General features: G+C 68.8%; 17 protein-coding genes. 6 read left to right on the top strand and 11 right to left on the bottom strand.

Going from position 1 to position 18,086, the window contains the following annotated elements:
- Nucleotides 1-25: 25 nt before the first annotated feature.
- From grrP to mnmE, 3 genes are all read right to left on the bottom strand, one after another.
- Nucleotides 26-955 (bottom strand): extracellular substrate binding-like orphan protein GrrP, encoded by a 930-nt coding sequence (gene grrP, locus ACXMDM_RS03165; protein WP_071800565.1) that lies wholly within the window; start codon nucleotides 953-955, stop codon nucleotides 26-28.
- Nucleotides 956-1,048: 93 nt separating this feature from the next.
- Nucleotides 1,049-1,990: a carboxylating nicotinate-nucleotide diphosphorylase gene (nadC, locus tag ACXMDM_RS03160; protein ID WP_083544443.1), complete on the bottom strand. Its 942-nt coding sequence runs from the start codon at nucleotides 1,988-1,990 to the stop codon at nucleotides 1,049-1,051.
- A 27-nt stretch (nucleotides 1,991-2,017) separates the two neighbouring features.
- Nucleotides 2,018-3,391 carry a tRNA uridine-5-carboxymethylaminomethyl(34) synthesis GTPase MnmE gene (mnmE, locus tag ACXMDM_RS03155; protein ID WP_233831184.1) on the bottom strand — a complete coding sequence of 458 codons (1,374 nt, stop codon included), beginning with the start codon at nucleotides 3,389-3,391 and terminating at the stop codon, nucleotides 2,018-2,020.
- Between mnmE and ACXMDM_RS03150 the strand changes: the two genes are divergently transcribed.
- Entirely contained in the window at nucleotides 3,363-3,860 is a 498-nt protein-coding gene (locus ACXMDM_RS03150) for a DUF2062 domain-containing protein (protein ID WP_233831276.1), read from the top strand. The two genes, mnmE and ACXMDM_RS03150, sit on opposite strands and share 29 nt — an antisense overlap.
- Before the next feature lie 19 nt (nucleotides 3,861-3,879).
- On the opposite strand, the gene ACXMDM_RS03145 is transcribed toward ACXMDM_RS03150, so the two are convergent.
- The 3 genes from ACXMDM_RS03145 to ACXMDM_RS03135 form a co-directional block, all read right to left on the bottom strand.
- Entirely contained in the window at nucleotides 3,880-4,068 is a 189-nt protein-coding gene (locus ACXMDM_RS03145) for a hypothetical protein (protein WP_071800564.1), read from the bottom strand.
- A gap of 121 nt (nucleotides 4,069-4,189) precedes the next feature.
- Nucleotides 4,190-5,668: a protein adenylyltransferase SelO gene (locus tag ACXMDM_RS03140; protein WP_071800563.1), complete on the bottom strand. Its 1,479-nt coding sequence runs from the start codon at nucleotides 5,666-5,668 to the stop codon at nucleotides 4,190-4,192.
- 27 nt (nucleotides 5,669-5,695) lie between these two features.
- Nucleotides 5,696-8,062 (bottom strand): RelA/SpoT family protein, encoded by a 2,367-nt coding sequence (locus ACXMDM_RS03135; protein WP_083544441.1) that lies wholly within the window; start codon nucleotides 8,060-8,062, stop codon nucleotides 5,696-5,698.
- A 106-nt stretch (nucleotides 8,063-8,168) separates the two neighbouring features.
- Between ACXMDM_RS03135 and ACXMDM_RS03130 the strand changes: the two genes are divergently transcribed.
- Both ACXMDM_RS03130 and ACXMDM_RS03125 read left to right on the top strand, forming a co-directional pair.
- Nucleotides 8,169-9,812: a dipeptide ABC transporter ATP-binding protein gene (locus tag ACXMDM_RS03130; protein ID WP_071800562.1), complete on the top strand. Its 1,644-nt coding sequence runs from the start codon at nucleotides 8,169-8,171 to the stop codon at nucleotides 9,810-9,812.
- A gap of 4 nt (nucleotides 9,813-9,816) precedes the next feature.
- Nucleotides 9,817-11,106 (top strand): chloride channel protein, encoded by a 1,290-nt coding sequence (locus ACXMDM_RS03125; RefSeq protein WP_071800561.1) that lies wholly within the window; start codon nucleotides 9,817-9,819, stop codon nucleotides 11,104-11,106.
- 4 nt (nucleotides 11,107-11,110) lie between these two features.
- Here ACXMDM_RS03125 and ACXMDM_RS03120 read toward each other — a convergent pair whose 3' ends face one another.
- From ACXMDM_RS03120 to ACXMDM_RS03110, 3 genes are read right to left on the bottom strand one after another with little or no spacing between them, the layout of a single operon-like run.
- The gene (locus ACXMDM_RS03120; RefSeq protein ID WP_071800560.1) at nucleotides 11,111-12,073 is read right to left on the bottom strand and encodes an RluA family pseudouridine synthase; all 963 of its coding nucleotides are present in this window, start codon (nucleotides 12,071-12,073) and stop codon (nucleotides 11,111-11,113) included.
- Nucleotides 12,070-13,038, bottom strand: coding sequence for a ribosome biogenesis GTPase YlqF (ylqF, locus tag ACXMDM_RS03115; protein ID WP_071800559.1), 969 nt, complete (start codon nucleotides 13,036-13,038; stop codon nucleotides 12,070-12,072). Before ylqF ends, ACXMDM_RS03120 begins: the two co-directional genes overlap by 4 nt.
- Nucleotides 13,038-13,421 carry a universal stress protein gene (locus tag ACXMDM_RS03110; RefSeq protein ID WP_071800558.1) on the bottom strand — a complete coding sequence of 128 codons (384 nt, stop codon included), beginning with the start codon at nucleotides 13,419-13,421 and terminating at the stop codon, nucleotides 13,038-13,040. The genes ylqF and ACXMDM_RS03110 overlap by 1 nt, the downstream gene beginning before the upstream one ends.
- 109 nt (nucleotides 13,422-13,530) lie before the next feature.
- On the opposite strand from ACXMDM_RS03110, the gene ACXMDM_RS03105 reads away from it, so the two are divergent.
- On the top strand, nucleotides 13,531-14,736 hold the full coding sequence (locus ACXMDM_RS03105) for a phosphoglycerate kinase (RefSeq protein ID WP_071800557.1): 1,206 nt from the start codon (nucleotides 13,531-13,533) through the stop codon (nucleotides 14,734-14,736).
- A 24-nt stretch (nucleotides 14,737-14,760) separates the two neighbouring features.
- Here the strand turns inward: ACXMDM_RS03105 and ACXMDM_RS03100 are convergent, their stop codons facing one another.
- Nucleotides 14,761-15,195 carry a hypothetical protein gene (locus tag ACXMDM_RS03100; protein WP_071800556.1) on the bottom strand — a complete coding sequence of 145 codons (435 nt, stop codon included), beginning with the start codon at nucleotides 15,193-15,195 and terminating at the stop codon, nucleotides 14,761-14,763.
- 83 nt (nucleotides 15,196-15,278) lie between these two features.
- On the opposite strand from ACXMDM_RS03100, the gene ACXMDM_RS03095 reads away from it, so the two are divergent.
- The gene (locus ACXMDM_RS03095) at nucleotides 15,279-16,160 is read left to right on the top strand and encodes an NAD(P)-dependent oxidoreductase (RefSeq protein WP_071800555.1); all 882 of its coding nucleotides are present in this window, start codon (nucleotides 15,279-15,281) and stop codon (nucleotides 16,158-16,160) included.
- Here ACXMDM_RS03095 and ACXMDM_RS03090 read toward each other — a convergent pair.
- Nucleotides 16,150-16,899: a DUF8623 domain-containing protein gene (locus ACXMDM_RS03090; protein ID WP_071800554.1), complete on the bottom strand. Its 750-nt coding sequence runs from the start codon at nucleotides 16,897-16,899 to the stop codon at nucleotides 16,150-16,152. The two genes, ACXMDM_RS03095 and ACXMDM_RS03090, sit on opposite strands and share 11 nt — an antisense overlap.
- A 72-nt stretch (nucleotides 16,900-16,971) precedes the next feature.
- Here ACXMDM_RS03090 and ACXMDM_RS03085 point away from each other — a divergent pair, with 72 nt between their 5' ends.
- Nucleotides 16,972-18,045, top strand: a complete 1,074-nt coding sequence (locus tag ACXMDM_RS03085; protein ID WP_071800553.1) for a UDP-N-acetylglucosamine--N-acetylmuramyl-(pentapeptide) pyrophosphoryl-undecaprenol N-acetylglucosamine transferase — start codon at nucleotides 16,972-16,974, stop codon at nucleotides 18,043-18,045.
- Nucleotides 18,046-18,086: the final 41 nt, after the last annotated feature.

The raw sequence follows: 18,086 nt of genomic DNA, 5'->3' as shown, positions 1-18,086 counted from the left end.
GGACGGGGTGACGGACGCTGGGTGGTTAGCGGGGTGTGGCCGGATCCTGGGGTCGGATCGCTTCGTGGTTGAGCAGCACCGACTCGAAATAGGTGCGGATGCGCTCAGAGGGCACCCCCAGCACCCCCTGGGGCCCCACCCAGGGATCCACGCTGGCGATCGCCTCGGGCTCGCCGTTCAGATAATCCTGCAGCAATCGGGCGATCGCCAGGTTGCTGAGGTCACGGAAGGCGGAGTCGTCCTGCGGGACGATGCAACCGATCGCGTAGCGCTCGTAGGGAAGCGAGGGCGTGAGGACCAGGCCCTTGGCGTTGCGGCTGTGGGCCAGGCCGCTGAGCAGGTTGGTGTCGCCGATCACGCCATCGAGATCTCCGGCCTGCAGGGCGGCCACGGCTGCGCCCAGGCCGGAGAAGCTGGTGCTTGTGGCCTGGGGCTGGATGGCCTGGAGCACCCCCTCGCCCAGGGATCCGGCCACCACGCCGATGCGTTGGCCCTGCAGCGACTCGGCTGTGCCGTCGAGGCGGCCGTCTTCGGCCAGCACCCGGATCCCCGAGAGGCCGATCGGCAGGGTGTAATCCACCTGGCTGTCGCGCGCCCAGGAGAAGGGCACGCCGCAGGCCAGGGCCAGCTCGCCCGCGGCGACGCGACGCACCAGCTCGGCGGGATCGGCCACCGCCTCAAAGCGCAGCGTCACGGGCCGGCCCAGGGTCGTGGCCAGCTCCGCCTGGATGCGTTTGTTCACCGCCATGCCGTAGCCGATGGGCTTGCCGCCGGCATCGCTGAACAGCAACGGTGGCAGGTCGGTGTCGCCGCCCACCCGCAGCTCGCCGCTGGTGGCCACCTGTTTCAGGACCCCTCCGGCCCTGGCCGGCGCCGCCACCAGCACGCCGGTCAGCAGGGCCAGTAGCGCTGAGGCCCACAAGGGGCGAGGGGGATTCAAGCGGCGGTGCGGCATGGCCTACGGCATCAAAAACCCACCGCCACTCTGCCCATGCTGGTCTGGTCTGTCAGCAAGCCGCAACGGACTGGCACGTGCTGAAGACAAGGTTCAGGCGGCCCATTCTGTGAAGCGCATGCTGAGGTCGAGCCAGGGGGCCCGGGTGATCGGGGCGCTGCTGGAGATCAGATCAATGCCGGTGGCGGCGTAGGCGCGCAGCTGCTCCGGTTGGATGCCGGAGGCCTCCAGCACCACCCGCCCGGCCGGGCCGGTGGCCGCCAGTGCCCGCAGCCGCGGCACCAGCTGGGCCAGCTCCGCCGGGGAGAACTCATCGAGCAAGACCCCATCGGCCCCGGCCCGCACGGCCGCTTCCGCTTCGGCCGCGGTTTCCGCTTCCACAATCAGCCTTGCCGGCCAGGGGGCCGAGCCGCGCACCGCCGCCATCGCCGCTTCCAGCCCGCCGCCCCAGGCCAGGTGGTTTTCCTTGAGCATGGCGGCGTCATCGAGGCCGAGGCGGTGATTCAGCCCGCCCCCACAGCGCACCGCGTACTTCTCCAGCAGCCGCAGACCCGGTGTGGTCTTGCGGGTGTCAGCCAGGCGAACCCCTGTGCCTTCCAGGGCCGCCACCAAGGTGGCGGTGGCGGTGGCGATACCGGAGAGCCGCATCGCCAGATTCAGGGCCGTGCGCTCAGCGGCCACCAGCGCTGTCGCCAGGCCATCGAGCTCCACGAGCCGCTGGCCGGCCTGCACAGGCTCCCCGTCCGCCACCAGCAGGCGCAGCTCCAGCGCTGGATCCAGCAGCTGGAACAGGGGCTCCAGCAGCACGCCGCCGCAGAACAGGCCCGCCTGTTTGCAGGTCCAGTGGGCCCGGCCGCGGCGGCCGATCAGGGCTGGGGCCGTGAGATCGCCGCGGCCGATGTCTTCGCGCAGCCAGGCGCGCAGCAGCTCCTCCAGGGCCGGCTGGTCCAGCTGGGCCGCCGCCTGGAGGCCTGAATGATTCAGAGACTCAGGCAGCGGAGTCAAGGCTTTGCGCAGCAACGTGCTCGGCTCCATCCTGCTCAACGCCAGCCCGCTTCCGGCTCATTTGCCGATGCAGAAGCGGGCGAAAACCCGATCGAGCACCGCTTCGGTGACCTCCTCGCCGGTGATCGCGCCGAGACTTCCGGCGGCCTGGCGCAGATCGATCGTCCAGAAGTCGTAGGGCAACTGCTGGGCGGCGGCCTCCAGGCTCCGGTCCAGGCTGCCGGCGGCGGCGGCGGCCAGATCCCGTTGCCGCCCGTTCAGCGCCACCACCAGGCCAGGACCGAGGCTGTTGCCGCAGCGGCTGAGCAGGGCGGTCGCCAGGGCCTTGAGGCCGTCGCCATGGCGGGCGCTGATCGCCACATCGATGGCCGTCGCGTCGGCGTCTGGCAGCAGGCCTGGCGTCACCCCGGCCAGATCCGCCTTGTTGCCCACCACCAGCTGGGGCACCTGATCCGGCAATTGGGCGCGCAGGTCCCGGTCGGCCGTTGTCCAGCCCTCGGCCAGATCGACCAGTAGCAGCACCGCATCGGCCGTCGCCATCGCCTGATGACTGCGGGCGATGCCCAGCTGCTCGATCGGGTCGTCGGTGGGGCGGATGCCGGCGGTGTCCAGCAAGGTGAGCGGCACCCCTTCGAGCACCAGCTCGCTTTCGACCAGGTCACGGGTGGTGCCGGGCTGGTCGGCGACGATCGCCCGCTCCCGCCGGCTGAGGGCATTGAGCAGGCTGGATTTGCCGACATTGGGCCGGCCAACGATCGCCACCCTCAACCCTTCACGCAACAGCTGGCCTTGGCCGGCCTCCGCCACCAGCTCCTCCAACGCCTTGCGCACCTCTTCGAGAGCTGCCACCACCGCAGCACCATCGAGGGGCGGCAGGTCTTCCTCGAAATCCACCCGGGCCTCCAGCTCGGCCAATTGGTCAAGAAGTTGTTGGCGCAGGGCTTCGATGCGGCGCTGTAATCCCCCTTCCAATCCGGCCATCGCCAGCTGGGCGGCCCGGCGGCTGCGGGCCGTGATCAGTTCACTGATCGCCTCGGCGCGGGTGAGATCGAGGCGGCCATTCAGGAAGGCCCGCTGGCTGAACTCGCCAGGCCCCGCCCGGCGCGCCCCGGCCGCCAGCACCAGCTCCAGCACCCGCTCCACCACGATCAATCCGCCATGGCCGTGTAACTCGATCACGTCTTCGCCGCTGAAGCTGCGGGGGGCCTTCATCCACAGCAGCAGGGCCTCGTCCACCCGTTCATCCGTGGCTGGATCGCAGATGTGGCCGTAGAGCACCCGGTGGCTGTCCCAGGGTTGCTGGCCTGGGGCACGGAAGAGCAGACGGCCGATCGTCTCCGCCTGCGGTCCCGAGATCCTTACGATTGCCACACTCCCCTGCCCGGGCGCCACCGCCGTGGCGATCGCCGCAATCGTGTCGTCTGATCCCAACAGTCCTTCGCAACGACGCTCGCTGCAGTCTCGGCTGCGGCGGTGGCTGCTTTGGCTCTGGCAGCAGGAGGGCAGCCATGGCCAGCGGGCCCGTGGGCTGGCGGCCGGCATCTTCTGTGGCTGCTTTCCCTTCTTCGGGGTTCAGACCCTGCTCGGCATCGGCCTGGCCAGCCTGCTGCGTGGCAATCACCTGCTGGCGGCCGCCGGCACCTGGATCAGCAACCCCATCACCTACGTGCCGCTCTACTGGTTCAACTACCAGCTCGGCGCCTGGCTGCTCGGCCCCGGCCGCGGCTGGCCCAGCGCCGAGGTGCTGCAGCGAGAAGGGTTCTGGGAGCTGGGCTGGTCGTTCTCGAGCCGCTTGCTGCTGGGCTCCAGCCTTGTGGGCCTGGTGGCGTCCAGCACCGTTTCCCTGGCTTATTGGTATTGGCTGGAGCGCGAAGCACGCCAGCCGCTGACACCATCCTGAGCCGGATCCTGTGCCGGGATCAACCCTTGCCGAATCCAGGGCAGAGCATCAGGTCGATGTGGCCGCCACTGGGCTGACGCCACTCCCTGAACTCCTCGGAGAGGGCCCGATGTTCGCGCCGTTGTTGCACGGCGTCCAACTGCTGGAGCCGTTGATGGACCAGATCGAGGGTGTCGTCAATCAGCTGGGCGGCTTGTTCGGAAGTCATCGGGATGCATCAATTCGAAGTCTTGTTAGGGAAAGTCAGACAGATTCAGCTTTTTGGGGCTGTAGCGCAAAACACCCGGACTCGCCAGCATCGGCAGACTCAAATGATTCAAACCACGCGCTCAAACAACTGAATCCAGCCACTGATGCAGGGGTTGCCAGTCGTCGCGTTGATCGATCGCTTCCCAGAGGCGCTCCACCTCAGCGCGCACCGGGGTGATCGGTAGGTTCCAGCGCCGCAGGGTGGCGCCGATCTGGGCCTGCTTATCGGTCGGCAGGGCATGGCTCCAGGCCCACCAGCCATCGCGCCAGGCCTGCCAGGGGCCTCGGGGCGGTGGCGGGGCACCAGGCAGGAAGGGCAGGAGGGCTTCGGCTTCCTGGGGCACACCCGCGCTGCTGATCCGTGCCGCCAGGGCGGCGAAGAAGGAGCCGTAGGCCACCGGCCATTGCGCCAGCAGCTGCAGGGTGAGCGGCACAAGGTCGGGCAGCTCAGCGCCTGACCCCACCGGCTGATCGCCACCGTTTGGATCAACGCTGAGGTCGAAACCGAGGCGCCGCAGCAGGCGCAGGCGGTAGTGCTGGTCGTAGGCGGGGGCGAAGCGCTCGAGGCGGCTCACCAGTTCAGGGCGGGGCAGCAGCATCGCCAGGGGCTCCTGCAGCCGGCGCAGGTTCTGATGGCAGATCAGCGGCTGCTGGCCGTAGGCGTAGAGGCCGTTCTGGTCGAAATAGGCGGCGGTGAAGCCTGGATCCCAGGTTTCCAGAAAGGCGAAGGGGCCGTAGTCGAAGCTCTCGCCCGCCAGCGACATGTTGTCGGTGTTGAGCACCCCATGGGTGAAGCCGGCCACCATCCATTCGGCCGCCAGCCGCGCCAGCCGCTCCACCAAGGCGCCGTAGAAGGCCAGCAACTGGGGCTTCACGCCGGCGGGGCCATCGGCCGGATGGGCTGCCGCGATCTGCGGGTAATAGATGGCCACCACATGGCGCAACAGCCGCTCCAGTTGCTGGGGCTGGCCCAGGTGCCGCAGCCGCTCGCAGCTGCCGAAGCGCAGGTGGGTGCGCGCCAGCCGCACCATCACCGAACTGCGGGTGGGCGAGGGCTCATCGCCGCGCCAGAGGTCCTCGCCGGTTTCCACCAGGCTGAGGGTGCGGCTGGTGGACACGCCGAGGCGGTGCAGCGCCTCACTGGCGATCAGCTCTCGAACGCCGCCCTTGAGGGTGAGGCGGCCGTCACCGCCACGGCTCCAGGGCGTGGTGCCGGAGCCCTTGCTGCCCAGGTCCTGGAGGTGGCCGTGGCGATCGCGCAGCTGGCCGTAAAGAAAGCCGCGACCGTCGCCGAGCAAGGGGTTGTAGTTGTCGAATTGATAGCCGTGGTAGCGCAGGGCCAGCAGCGGCGTGCGCGCCTCGAAGCGTCCGTAGGCCGCCTCCAGATCTGCATCGCTCACCGCCGCCGGATCGATTCCCAGCTGGCGCAGCAGCTCGTCGTTGCGGAAGCGCAGGCGCGTCAGTGGAAAGGCCGCCGCCTCCACCACATCCCAGTAGTCACCCCCGAGGCCCTCGATGGCAGGCTCGAAGGGCAGGGCTAGCAGGGGGTTGGAGGGCATCACTGGCGTAGGAAGCCGCTCGACCCTTCAGCCGATGCCGGTGCGGCAGAGGTCGAGCACGTCGGCCATCGAGCGGATCTGGTCGATGGTGGTGCGCAGTTGGCCGGCACTCAGCAATTCCACCTTGAGGTCGACGCAGGCGGGTTTGCCGTAGGTGGTGCGGACGCGGGCGTCGCTGACGTTGATGCGGCTGTCGGAGAGGCGGGTGAGGATGTCCTTGAGCACGCCGACCCGGTCGAGCACTTCGATGCGCAACTGCACGGGGTAACGGCGGCGCTGGGGGTCGGTGTTGGGGTTCCAGTGCACCGGCAGGCGGCGCTCCACGGGGATCTGGTTGACGTTGGCGCAATCTTGGCGATGGATGGTGATGCCATGGTTGCCGAGGGCCACGCTGCCCACGATCGCTTCGCCCGGCAGGGGACAACAGCAACCGCCGAGGCGGTAGTCGAGACCTTCAAGGCCAAGGATCGCGCTGCCGCTGGTGTCGGGGCTGGCCAGTGTTTCGGCCTGCTTGCCCACCGAGCGGGCCAGATCCTCGTTGGAGAGCACCGGGGCGGCGGCTTCGCTGGCCAGCCGGATCTCCTCGCGCAGGCGGTTGAGCACCTGATGCAGGGTGACGCCGCCGAAGCCGAGTGAAGCGAGCAGGTCTTCGGTGCCGCCGAGATTGCAGCGGCGCGCCACCTTGGCGATCGCCTCGCCATTGAGCAGGGCATCAAAGCCGTTGCGGCCCAGTTCCCGCTCGAGCAGGTCGCGGCCCCGCAGGATGTTTTCGTGGCGATGGCTGCGTTTGTACCACTGACGAATGCGGTTGCGCGCCGTCGGTGTGCCCACGAAATTGAGCCAGTCGAGGCTCGGGTGGGCGTTCTTGGTGGTGATCACCTGCACGAAATCACCGTTCTGCAACGGTGTGGCCAGGGGGCAGAGCCGGTCGTTGATGCGCACGCCCTGGCAGTGATTGCCCACCTCCGAGTGGATCCGGTAGGCGAAATCAACGGCGGTGGAGCCGGTGCGCAGCCCCACCACATCGCCCTTGGGCGTGAACACATAGACCTCCTCATCGAAGAGGTCTTCCTTGATCGAGGCGAGATAGTCGCTGCTGTCTTCACTGCCGCCGTCCTGCTGCCAATCAACCAGCTGACGCAGCCAGTTGAAGCGTTCGGTGTCGCCGCCGCCGGTGGCCGGTGATCCTCCTTCCTTGTATTTCCAGTGGGCGGCGATGCCGTATTCCGCCACCTGGTGCATTTCGGTGGTGCGGATCTGCACTTCCACCGGCCGGTGGCGGCCGATCACGGCGGTGTGCAGCGACTGGTAGCCGTTCGGCTTGGGCAGGCCGATGTAGTCCTTGAAGCGGCCGGGGATCGGCCGGAAGGTGTCGTGCACCACGGCCAGGGCCCGGTAGCAGCCTTCCACGTCTTCGGTGAGGATGCGCAGGGCGGCCACGTCGTAGATCTCGTGGAAGGCCTTCTGCTGGTGCCGCATCTTGCTCCAGATGCCATAGAGGTGCTTGGGCCGCCCGCTCACCTCGCAGTGGCGCACTCCCGCGGCTGTCAGCCGATCCTTGAGCAGCCGCACCGTGACCGCCAGCCGGTCTTCCCGGTCGCTGCGCTTGCTGGCCACCTCCTCCTTGATCTCCCGGTACGACTCGGGCTCCAGCACCTTGAAGGCCAGGTCTTCGAGTTCCCACTTGAGGCGTCCGATGCCCAGCCGGTTGGCGAGCGGGGCATAGATCTCGCGGGTTTCGCGGGCGATCCGCTGTTGTTTCTCCGGCTTGAGCGCGCCGAGGGTGCGCATGTTGTGGAGCCGGTCGGCCAGCTTCACCAGCACGACGCGGATGTCGCTGGCCATCGCCAGGAACATCCGCCGCAGGTTCTCGGCCTGGGCTTCGGTGTGGTTGGTGAAGTGAATACCACCAAGTTTGGTGACGCCCTCGACCAGGGCCCGCACCTCGGGGCCGAAGTGGGCTTCCAGCTGCTCGGAGACCACCTCGGTGTCCTCCACCACATCGTGGAGGAAGCCGGCGGCGATCACGCAGGGGCTCGCACCGATGTCGCGGAGCAGGTCGGCGACCGCGATCGGATGGATGATGTAGGGCTCGCCAGTGGCCCTGACCTGGCCGTCGTGGAGCTGGTAGGCAAAATCGAAGGCCGAGGCGAGCAGGCCTTCGCCACTGGTGGGGATGGTGTGGCGTTCGCCCGGAGGCGCTTTTTCGATGCAGGCCTGCAGCCAGGCGGGGAGCTCCACGCCGTAGTCGGCGACGGAACGGAGTGTTTGGCGGCGCAGCTCAGGGCTCACCAACTCCGAACTCAGGGGTGGTGATGGCAAGTCGGCAGCCTCGATCAGCGTGGAGGCTTGGCCTCGTGGACGGGTGATCAGGGAGCCGGCGGCTTCAGTCATCAGAACGTTCTGATCTTCCCATCGTAGGCAAATCAGATCAGGTGTTCGTCATGGTGTGTCCAGTCCCCCATGCTGGGGCCGCCAGCGTTTGCCCGTTGCCCAGCCCATGACCGCCTCCAGCAGCGTCGGCCCGGTGCTGAAGATCGACGGCCTGGTGGTGCGCTACCCGGAGCCTGAGGGGTCTGGCGTGGGGGCTGCCGCGGGGCCTGCCGTGCTGGATGGCCTCGATCTGACCCTGGAGCCCGGCGACCGGCTCGCTTTGGTGGGTCCCTCCGGTTGCGGCAAGAGCACGGTGGCCCGTGCGGTGCTGCAGCTGCTCCCGGCCGGAAGCTCCTGCAGCGGTGGCCTGCTGCTCGCCGGTCAGGATCCCCGCTTGCTGAAGCGCCAGGCGCTGCGGCGGCTGCGGGGCGAGGCGGTGGGACTGGTGTTCCAGGACCCGATGACCCGGCTCAATCCCCTGCTGCGGGTGGGGGAACACCTCACTGACACCCTGGCGGCCCACCGGCCGCGCTGGGCGCGCCAGCGGGTTCGCCAGCGCGCCCTCGACCTGCTCGAGCGGGTGGGGATCGCCGGCGAGCGCTTCAACAGCTACCCCCATGAATTCAGCGGTGGCATGCGCCAGCGCCTGTCGATCGCCCTGGCCATGGCCCTGGAACCACCCCTGGTGATCGCCGATGAACCCACCACCAGCCTGGATGTGGCGGTGGCGGCCCAGGTGATGGCCGAGCTCACCGACCTCTGCCGCGAAAGCGGCAGCGCCCTGCTGCTGATCAGCCACGACCTGGCGATGGCCGGCCACTGGTGCGAGCAGATCGCCGTGCTCGATCAGGGGCGCCTGGTCGAGCAGGCCCCCTCGCAGCGCCTGCTCACCGAACCCGCGGCGCCGCTGACACGCCGGCTGGTGGCCGCGGCCCGGCTGCGGGAGGGCAGTGGCTCTCCTGAAACGAGCACCAAGCCGCTGTTGCTTGAGCTCGATGGTCTGCGCTGCTGGCATCCGCTGCCCTCACCGCCCTGGCAGCGTCGCTGGCTCAAGGCCGTCGATGGGGTCAGCCTGCGCCTGCACGAGGGCGAAACCGTCGGGGTTGTGGGGGCTTCCGGCTGTGGCAAGAGCACCCTCTGCCGGGCCGTGGCCGGCCTGGTGCCGGTGCGCGGCGGTGCGGTGCGGCTGCACGGCAAGAACCTGCGCGCCTTGCGTGGCCGGGAGCTCAGGCGGGCCCGGCGCCAGATCCAGATGGTGTTCCAGGACCCACTCGCCTGCCTCAACCCCGCCATGGCCGTGGGCGAAGCGGTGGCTGATCCGTTGTTGATCCATGGCCTGGCCGGCCGCAGCGAGGCCCGCGCCCTGGCCCGCCAGGGGCTTGAGGCGGTGGGGCTGAGCCCCGCTGAATCCTTCGAGAACCGGCTGCCCCGCCAGCTCTCCGGCGGCCAGCAGCAGCGGGTGGCGATCGCCCGCGCCCTGGTGCTGAAGCCGAAGGTGCTGCTCTGTGACGAGAGCGTCAGCATGCTGGATGCCGAAGTGCAGGCCGAGGTGCTGGCCTTGCTGCGCGACCTGCAGGAGCGGCTGGGGCTGGGGATGATCTTCATCACCCACGACCTCTCGGTGGCCAGCGGCTTCTGCCAGCGGGTGCTCGTGCTCGAAAACGGCCAGATCGTTGAGGAGGGGGTCGGCGAGCGGCTGCTGGAGCATCCCCAGGCGGCGATCACCAAGCAGTTGGTGGCGGCCTGCCCGCGCCTGCCCCAGCTGGCCTGAGCCCATGGGCAAAGCCTTCCATCTGCTGCGCATCTTCCTGCTGGTCAATGCGATCGGCATCGGCGTGGGGGTAGGGATCTGGATCTATGGCCAGGAGATCGCCGCCGTCAACGGTCTGCGCCTGCAGCTGGCCGCCGCGCTGCCTCGCTGGCTGGCCCTGCCCTTGGTGGGCTTGCTGGGGGGAGGGCTCGCCGGTGCCTTGATCACGGCCCTGGAGCCTGCGGCGAAAGGCTCGGGAATCGTGCAGGTGTTGCTCTATCTGCGGGGGTTCCCGCTGCCGATGGGCTGGCGGGTGGCCGTGGTGAAGTTGCTGGCCAGTGGCTTGGCCATCGGCAGCGGCATCCCGGTGGGGCCTGAGGGCCCCTCGATTCAGATCGGTGCCTCGCTGGCCAAGGAATCGGCCGATGCCCTGCAGACCCGCGGCTCCACCCGGCGCGTGGCGGTGGCGATCGGCAGCGGCGCCGGCCTTGCCGCCATTTTCCATGCCCCCCTGGGTGGCCTGGCCTACATCCTCGAGGAGCTGCTCAAACGCGCCGACATCCGCATCAATGCGGCCGCCACCTTTGCCACCTTCGCCACTGTGGCCTGGACGCGGCTGCTGGCCGTGCCCGGAAGCGGCCCCTTCTGGCTGAGGGAGCTGGGTCCGGTGATCCAGTATCCCAGCCGTCTCGATGAGTTCCGCCTCCTCGATCTGCCCTTCCTGCTGGCCCTTGGTGTGCTTGCCGGATTCCTGGCGATGCTTTATCAGCGTTGGATCCTTTCGATGCGCCAGAGGTTCTTCCGGCTGCGGCTGCCCTCCTGGCAGTTGCTGGCGCTGCTGGGCCTGCTGATCGGGCTGGGCTGGTCGCTGCTGCCTGCCTCCTTCGACAACGTCGACAAACTCGGCTTTGATGCCCTGCTGGGCCTGACCACCCCGTTCAAGTCGTTGCTGGTGCTGCTGGTGCAGGCGGTGGGCACCGCAGCGGCCGTCGCTGCCGAAGCGCCCGGCGGCATCCTCGCCCCGGCCCTGGTGGTGGGCGCCTGCCTAGGAACCCTGGTGCAGCAGCTCTGCTTGGTGCTGTTCGATTACGCCCCCACCACGCTGGTGTTCGCCGGTGGTGCCGCCTTCCTCGCCGCCCTGACCCGTACACCGCTCACGGCGATCCTGCTGAGCTTTGAACTGAGCAAGGACTACTCCCTGCTGCTGCCAATCGGTTTCGCGGTGCTCACCGCCATCGCCGTGGCCGATCTGTTCGAGCGCGAGACGATCTTCGACCTGCTGCGCCGAGAAGCGGAGCACAACATCGTTGGCTGATTGATCAGCCCCGGCGCAGCTCCGCCAGCAGCTTTTCGAAGATCGGCGGCAGGGGGGCCTCGAACACCAGCCGCTCGCCGCTGATCGGATGGTCGAGCCCCAGGCGCAGCGCATGCAGGGCTTGGCCAGTGAGGGAGATCGGCAGCTTGCGGCAGCGGCCGTAGGTGGCATCGCCCAGGATCGGGTGACCCAGATGGGCGCAGTGCACCCGGATCTGGTGGGTGCGGCCGGTGTCGAGCTTGAAGCGCATTAGCGAGTAGTCGCCCAGCCGTTCCACCAGCTGCCAGTGGGTGCGGGCCTGGCGGCCCTTCTCGAGCTCTACCACCGCATATTTTTTGCGATCCAGCGGGTGGCGGCCGATCGGTGCCTCGATCGTGCCGCTCTCCTCCCTGGGTACCCCATGGATTACGGCCAGGTAGTCCCGAGAAGCGATCCGCTTCTGGATCTGCACCTGCAGTTTCACCAGGGCTTCCTGGCTTTTGGCTACCACGATGCAGCCGGTGGTGTCCTTGTCGAGCCGGTGCACGATCCCCGGCCGCCGCTCACCGCCGATCCCCGGCAGGTCGGGGCAGTGGTGCAGCAGTCCGTTCACCAAGGTGCCGTCGCGGTTGCCCGGGGCTGGGTGCACGGTCAGCCCGGCCGGCTTGTTGAGCACGATCAGGTGGGCGTCTTCGTAGAGCACATCCAGCGGCATCGCCTCCGGCAGCAGGTAGGGGAGTGGCTCCGGTGGGGGCATCCACAGCTGCACCGCATCGCCGGGGCGCAAGGGCGTCTTGGCCCGTCCCTCGATCCCGTTGACCCGCACCAGGCCGGCTTCTATGAATTTCTGGATGCGGGCGCGGCTCTGCTCCGGCCGCTGGGCCACCAGCCAGCGGTCGAGCCGCATCGGCAACGGCTTGGGGTACACCAGGCTGACCAGCTCGCCCTCGCCATTGCCAAAGGTTTCAGCGCTGCCAGAGCCGGTCATGGCTGCTGTGGCTGGGGCGGTGGCGGCAGTTCCAGGGCGATGGCGCCGAGCAGGGAGCGGCGGAAGTCGTCGAGCAGGCGCTGGGCCATGCGGGCCGTATCGCCGCTGGTGTGCCGTGCCGCCGCCGCCTGCAGCCAGGCCCAGCCATCCACCACCGAGCGGCCATCGCCGGGATCGAGCCGACCGATGGGGACGCCATAGCGGCTCTCCACCAGCCCAGGGTTGAGGCCAGCTTCCGGGCTGCCCGTCAGGCTGTCGAGCAGGCGCAGGAAGGCGCCCGCAACGGCCTCGCCGTCATAGGCCGCCTGGCCGATGTCGTCGCAGAGGGCCAGCAGCAGGGCGGAGCGCTGATCATCCAGCCGTGGCGGCAGCACGCCGGGGGCGTCGAGCAGATCGATGTCCTGGCCGACCCTGACCCAGCGCAGGGTGCGGGTCACCCCGGCCCGGCGGGCGCTGTCCACCACCTTCTGGCGCACCAGCCGGTTGATCAGGGCCGACTTGCCCACGTTTGGGAACCCCAGCATCAGGGCCCGCACCGGCCGCGGCAGCATGCCGCGACCGGCCCGGCGGGCATTGAGCTGCCGGCCAGCCCGCACGGCTGCCTCCTGCAGTTGCTTCACGCCGGTGCCGGCCCGGGCATCGCACCACCAAGGGGTCTCGCCCTGGCTGCGCAGCCAACGGTCCCAGGCGAGCCGGGCCGTTTCGTTGACCATGTCGCGGCGGTTGATCACCAGCAGCCGCTGTTTGCCCTGCATCCAGCGCTGCAGGCGGGGGTGGCCGGTGGCGCGGGGAATGCGGGCATCACGCACCTCGATCACCAGGTCCACCTTGGCCAGCTGCTTGTGGAGCTGGCGCTCCGCCTTGGCGATATGGCCCGGATACCACTGAATCGCCGGGGCCGAGACACTGAGGCCATGGCCCGCCGGGATCGGACCCGCCGGAGTCGGGTCGACGACACGCTCCATCAGGGCACCACCAGCACCGGACAGGGGGCCAGCTGGATCACCCGCGAGGCGGTGCTCTCCTCGCCCGGCTCGAGGCTGAGGCCGCGGGTGCCCATCACGATCACATCGGCGTTGATCTCATCGGCCACATCGCCGATCACGAAGGCTGGTTTGCCCTGCCGTTCGATCACCTCGCAGGCCATGCCGGCCTGCTCGAAGTGCACGCGGGCCTGCTCCAGCAGCCGGGCGACGGCGGCGGCATCATGCATCGCCCCTTCCTCTTCTTCCACCACCGAGAGCACCACCAGCCGACTGGAATGCTGTTGGGCAAGCTCCAGGGCCACCGCAGCGGTGTCCATCGTCTGGCGGCTCTGATCGATGGGAAACAGAACAGTGCTGAACATCGTTCGAAGTCCGGCTGAAAAGGCGGGCGGTGGGATCTGACTCTCTTGTCCTAGCGCCCGCTGGGCCGGGGCCTAGCCTCGCCCAATCTTTTCCCCAGACCATTCCCCCATGGCGAAGCGTTCCCTGGCCAGCCTCAGCAGCGATGACCTCCAGGGCAAACGGGTGCTGGTGCGGGTCGATTTCAACGTTCCGCTGGCGGACTCGGGGGCGATCAGCGATGACACCAGGATCCGCGCCGCGCTTCCCACTATCCACGCGCTCACTGCCAAAGGGGCCCGCGTGATTCTGGCCGCCCATTTCGGCCGGCCCAAGGGTCAGGTGAATGAGGCGATGCGGCTGACCCCGGTGGCGGCCCGCCTCAGTGAGCTGCTGGGCAAGCCGGTGCTCAAAACCGACAGCTGCATCGGCCCTGACGCCGAAGCCAAGGTGGCGGCCCTGGCCGATGGCGATGTGCTGCTGCTGGAGAACGTGCGCTTCTTCGCTGAGGAAGAGAAGAACGATCCCGGCTTCGCCGCCAAGCTGGCCGCCCTGGCCGATGTCTATGTGAATGATGCCTTTGGCGCCGCCCACCGGGCCCATGCCTCCACCGCCGGCGTGACCGAATACCTGAAGCCCAGCGTGGCCGGGCTGCTGATGGAAAAGGAACTGCAGTATCTGCAGGGCGCCATCGATGAGCCGAAGCGTCCGCTGGCGGCGATCGTTGGCGGCTCCAAGGTGAGCAGCAAGATCGGCGTGCTCGAGTCGTTGATCGACAAGTGCGACAAGGTGCTGATCGGCGGCGGCATGATCTTCACCTTCTACAAGGCGCGCGGCCTGGCGGTGGGCAAAAGCCTGGTTGAAGACGACAAGCTCGACTTGGCCAAGGAGCTCGAGGCCAAGGCCAAGGCCAAGGGCGTGCAGCTGCTGCTGCCCAGCGATGTCGTGCTCGCCGACGCCTTCTCCCCCGACGCCAACACGCTCACCACCGCGGTGGACGCGATCCCCGACGGCTGGATGGGCCTCGACATCGGCCCGGATTCACTCCAGGCCTTCCAGGAGGCCTTGGCCGACTGCAAAACCGTGATCTGGAACGGGCCGATGGGCGTGTTCGAGTTCGACAAATTCGCCGCCGGCACCAACGGTGTGGCCCACACCCTCGCCGAGCTGAGCGGCACGGGCTGCTGCACGATCATCGGCGGTGGTGACTCCGTGGCGGCCGTCGAGAAGGTGGGTGTGGCGGAGAAAATGAGCCACATCTCCACCGGTGGCGGCGCCAGCCTGGAGCTGCTGGAGGGCAAGGTGCTCCCCGGCGTCGCCGCCCTCGACGACGCCTGACTTCAAGGGGCCTCAAGCTGTCGCTCAGGGCTGTGGCGTGGGGTTGCGCTTGCCGCCTCGGCCTTGACCCCTGCCGCGCTCTTCGGGCATGGGAATCCCAAGCCGTTGGGCGAGGGCACGGTTTTCGCTGCGCGTGGTCTGCATCACCTCGCGCAGCTCCTTGCGTTGCTCGCCGCGGCAGCGACGCAACGCTTCGATGTCAGCGGCGGCCTTGAGGCAACGCTCGTTGTCTTTGAGGATGGCCATCTGGGCGGCGTTGTCCCGCAGGGCCCAGCTGTGGCGCGACTTGAAGATCTCCTGCTTCTGGCTCTCGCTGAGCTGCACCCGCTCGCCAGCTGGGACTCGAACCGCAGGGTTGGGGTTGGTCTGGGCTTTTCCAGAATCGACCTGGAGCAGCATGGCCAGGCCAGCAGCGACCGGCGGCAAGAACAAGCGCTGCAGGGTGAGGGATCGGGACATGGATCTGGGGCGTTGAACCCAACCATCGTGGCCCTGGCCTTGGCTGCATCTCCGACTGAACTCCTACCCGTTGGCGCCCGACCATGACTGAATCTTTCCGCCCCCCGCTGGCGTTCATCGGCCTGGGGGCCCTGGGCGCCCCGATGGCAGCCAATCTGCTGGCCGCAGGCTTTCCGCTCAGCGTTCACAACCGGACACGTTCGCGGGAGGCTTCGCTGCTGGCTGCCGGTGCGGCGGCGGCGCCCACGCCGGCAGCAGCTGCAGCCGCCGCCGACTGGCTCTGCCTATGCCTCACCGATGGGGCCGCCGCGGAGGCCGTGCTGTTCGGTGCCGCCCAGCCGGCCGCTCTTGGATTGCGCCCAGGGGCCACCGTGATCGACTTCTCGACGATCGATCCGGCCGTCAGCCGCTCGCTGGCCGAGCGCCTGGGCCGTCAGGGCGTGGCCTATCTCGATGCCCCGGTGACCGGTGGCACGGAAGGGGCCAAAGCCGGCAGCCTGTCGGTGTTGGTGGGCGGAACGATGGCCGATCTGGAGCGGGCCCGCCCCCTGCTGGAGGTGGTCGGCAGCCGCATCACCCACCTCGGCCCGGTGGGCTGCGGGCAGCAGGCCAAGGCGGTCAACCAGGTGCTGGTGGCCGGCAGCTACGCCGCCGTGGCCGAGGCGATGGCCCTGGGCCAGCGGCTGGGGCTGCCGATGGCGGCGGTCTGTCAGGCCCTCGCCAGCGGGGCGGCGGGCTCCTGGGCCCTGGAGAACCGGGCTGGCGGCATGCTGGAGGGGTCGTTCCCGCTGGGTTTCAAGCTGGCGCTGCACCGCAAGGACCTGGCCATCGCTCTGGCCGCGGCAGCCGCCACCGGGCTGGAGTTGCCGATCGGCGAACGGGTGGCGGCGATCGAAGACGCCCTGATCGAGGCCGGCCACGGGGATGAGGACGTGTCGGCCCTGATCCGCTGGTTCAAGGGGTGAGCGCGGCCTTGTCAGCCACCACCCGCACCCGCTTGGTGGTGCTGATGATGCCGTCGGGATGGACCAAAAGCACGGCCCAGGTCTGGCTGCCTGGTTCGAGCGGCGCTTGCACGATCTTGAACAGGCCGCCACCGGCGAGGGCGGCGAGCTCCAGCTCCGGGTTCTGCGAAGCGCTGATCTGCGGGCCGGTGATCGGGGCGATTCCGCCCGCCACCAACGCCCCGTTCAGTGGCTCGTCGAACACCACGTCAACGTCGTAGCGCTGGCCGGTGAGCACGGCATCGGGGATCTGCAGGCTGATCGGCAGCTCAACGGAACCGCTGCGCAGCACACTGGTTTCACGGATCACTTCCTGGCCGTTCAGCCGTCCGCCGCCCTCGCCTAAGGCCAGGAGTTGTTCGGCTTCCAGCCGGTAGAGGTAGGGCCCTTCGCTGCGGCTGCCACTGACCTTGATCTGAACCGTGCTGCGGCCATCCCGGAGCGCCTTGCCCGGACTGACCTGCCAACGGGCATCGGGGAAGCGCTTGCGCAGGGCGTCATAACGCTCCACCAGCTCGCTGGGATCGAGGCCCGGCCCTTCGCTGAGCAGGCCGGAGAGGGAGCCGGAGTTGCCGCTGTTGAGGCTGGCTTCCAGGGTCTGGAGGAGGGCCAGGCTGGGGGCCGCGGCAGCCGCGAGAGGAGCGAAGCACAACGCAGCCGCCGCCAGCAGTGCAGGCAGGGACGGGCGGGGCAACGACATCGGGAGCGGCCAGGGAAGTTCACATAAGTTAGGCGCGCTTCGCTTGCACGCTTGGCGCGTTTGAAAAGGCCCATGACCCGGCTTCTGATCGCCGCCAGCGGCACTGGTGGACATCTCTTCCCTGCCCTGGCCGTGGCCGAGGCGCTGCCGCCGAGTTTCTCGGTGCAGTGGCTGGGAGTGCCTGATCGCCTGGAGCGGGAGCTGGTGCCGGCGCGCTACCCCTTGCATACCGTTCGCGCCGGGGGCTTACAGGGCCGGGGGCTGCGCAAACTCTGGCAACTGTTCCAACTGCTGGCCGCCAGCCTGAAGGTGCGCCAGTTGATCCGCCGTGAAGGCATCGACGTGGTCTTCAGCACGGGGGGCTACATCGCCGCCCCGGCCATCCTGGCGGCGCGCTGGTGTGGTGTGCCTGTTGTTCTGCATGACTCCAATGCGATCCCGGGGCGGGTCACCCGGCTGCTGGGGCGGCTGTGCAGCCGGGTGGCGGTGGGCCTTCCGGCTGCAACCGAGCGCCTGCCCCGCTGTCGCCCGCTGCTGACCGGCACGCCGGTTCGCCAGGACTTCCTGCTGCCTGCCCCGTTACCGGCGTGGGTTCCCGCTGGCGAGGGTCCGCTGCTTCTGGTGATGGGCGGCAGCCAGGGGGCGCTCGGGCTGAACCGGATGGTGCGTCCCCTGGTGCCGCAGCTGCTGGCTGCTGGCTGCCGGGTCGTGCATCTCACCGGCTCCAGCGATCCGGAGGTAGGAGCGATCCACGCCAGCGGCTATGTGGAGCGTCCCTTCAGCGATGAGCTGGCCGGCCTGCTCCAGCACACCGATCTGGCCATCAGCCGCTCCGGCGCCGGCAGCCTCAGTGAGCTGGCCGTCTGCGGCACCCCCGCCGTCCTGGTGCCGTTTCCCCAGGCGGCCGATCGGCACCAGGACGCCAATGCCGCCGCTGCCGTCGCCGCTGGCGGGGCCGTGATCGTCGCCCAACACCCTCCGGGCCAGGGCCCCCTGGCCCAGACGCTCTGGCAGTTGCTGGGCCCCAAGCTGCGGGGAGGGGCCGCGGCGGCCGATCCCTTGCTCAGCCTGCGCAACGGCATGGAGCGGCTGGCGGTGCGGGATGCGGACCAACGGCTGGCGTTGTTGCTTCAGGAGCTGGTCTGAGCGGCTGGGCCCCAGAGGCGGGAGCTGGCCTGTTTGATCGG

The organism is Synechococcus sp. CS-603 (assembly GCF_977929215.1).
The sequence above is the reverse complement of the archived record's forward strand: the minus strand, read 5'-3'. Positions and strand labels throughout refer to the sequence as shown.